Below are 321 nucleotides of genomic sequence, written 5' to 3'. Positions count from 1 at the left end.
GAAGAAGGGAAGAGGAAAAAGGAGAGGGAAAGGAGGAAAAGAGAGGAGAGGAGGGAGAGGAAGAAGGGAAAAGGGGGGAAAGAGAGGGGGGGGGAAAGAAAGAGGGAAGAAAAGAAGGGAAGGAGGGAGAAGGGAGAAGGAGAAGAAGAGGAGAGGGGGGGGGAGAGGGGGGAAGAAGAGGAGAAGGGGGGGGGAAAAGGGAGGAAGGGAAAGGAGAAGAGGGAAAGGGGAGAAAGAAAGAGGGAGGAAAAAAAAAGGGGGGAGGGGAGAGGGAGGGGGAAAGAGAGGGGGGGAAGGGAAAGGAGAGAAAAAGGGGGAAAG

1 protein-coding gene is annotated in these 321 nt (G+C 55.5%); it reads left to right on the top strand.

Annotation, left to right across the window (positions count from 1 at the left end; genetic code table 11):
• Positions 1 to 321 (top strand): hypothetical protein (locus tag KH400_RS30515; RefSeq protein WP_217228792.1); only part of this gene is annotated, 321 nt, incomplete at both ends.

This window comes from Desertibacillus haloalkaliphilus (genome assembly GCF_019039105.1).
GTDB classification, from domain to species: Bacteria; Bacillota; Bacilli; order Bacillales; family KJ1-10-99; genus Desertibacillus; species Desertibacillus haloalkaliphilus.
Note: the sequence above shows the minus strand (reverse complement) of the source record. Positions and strands in the feature narration are given on the sequence as shown.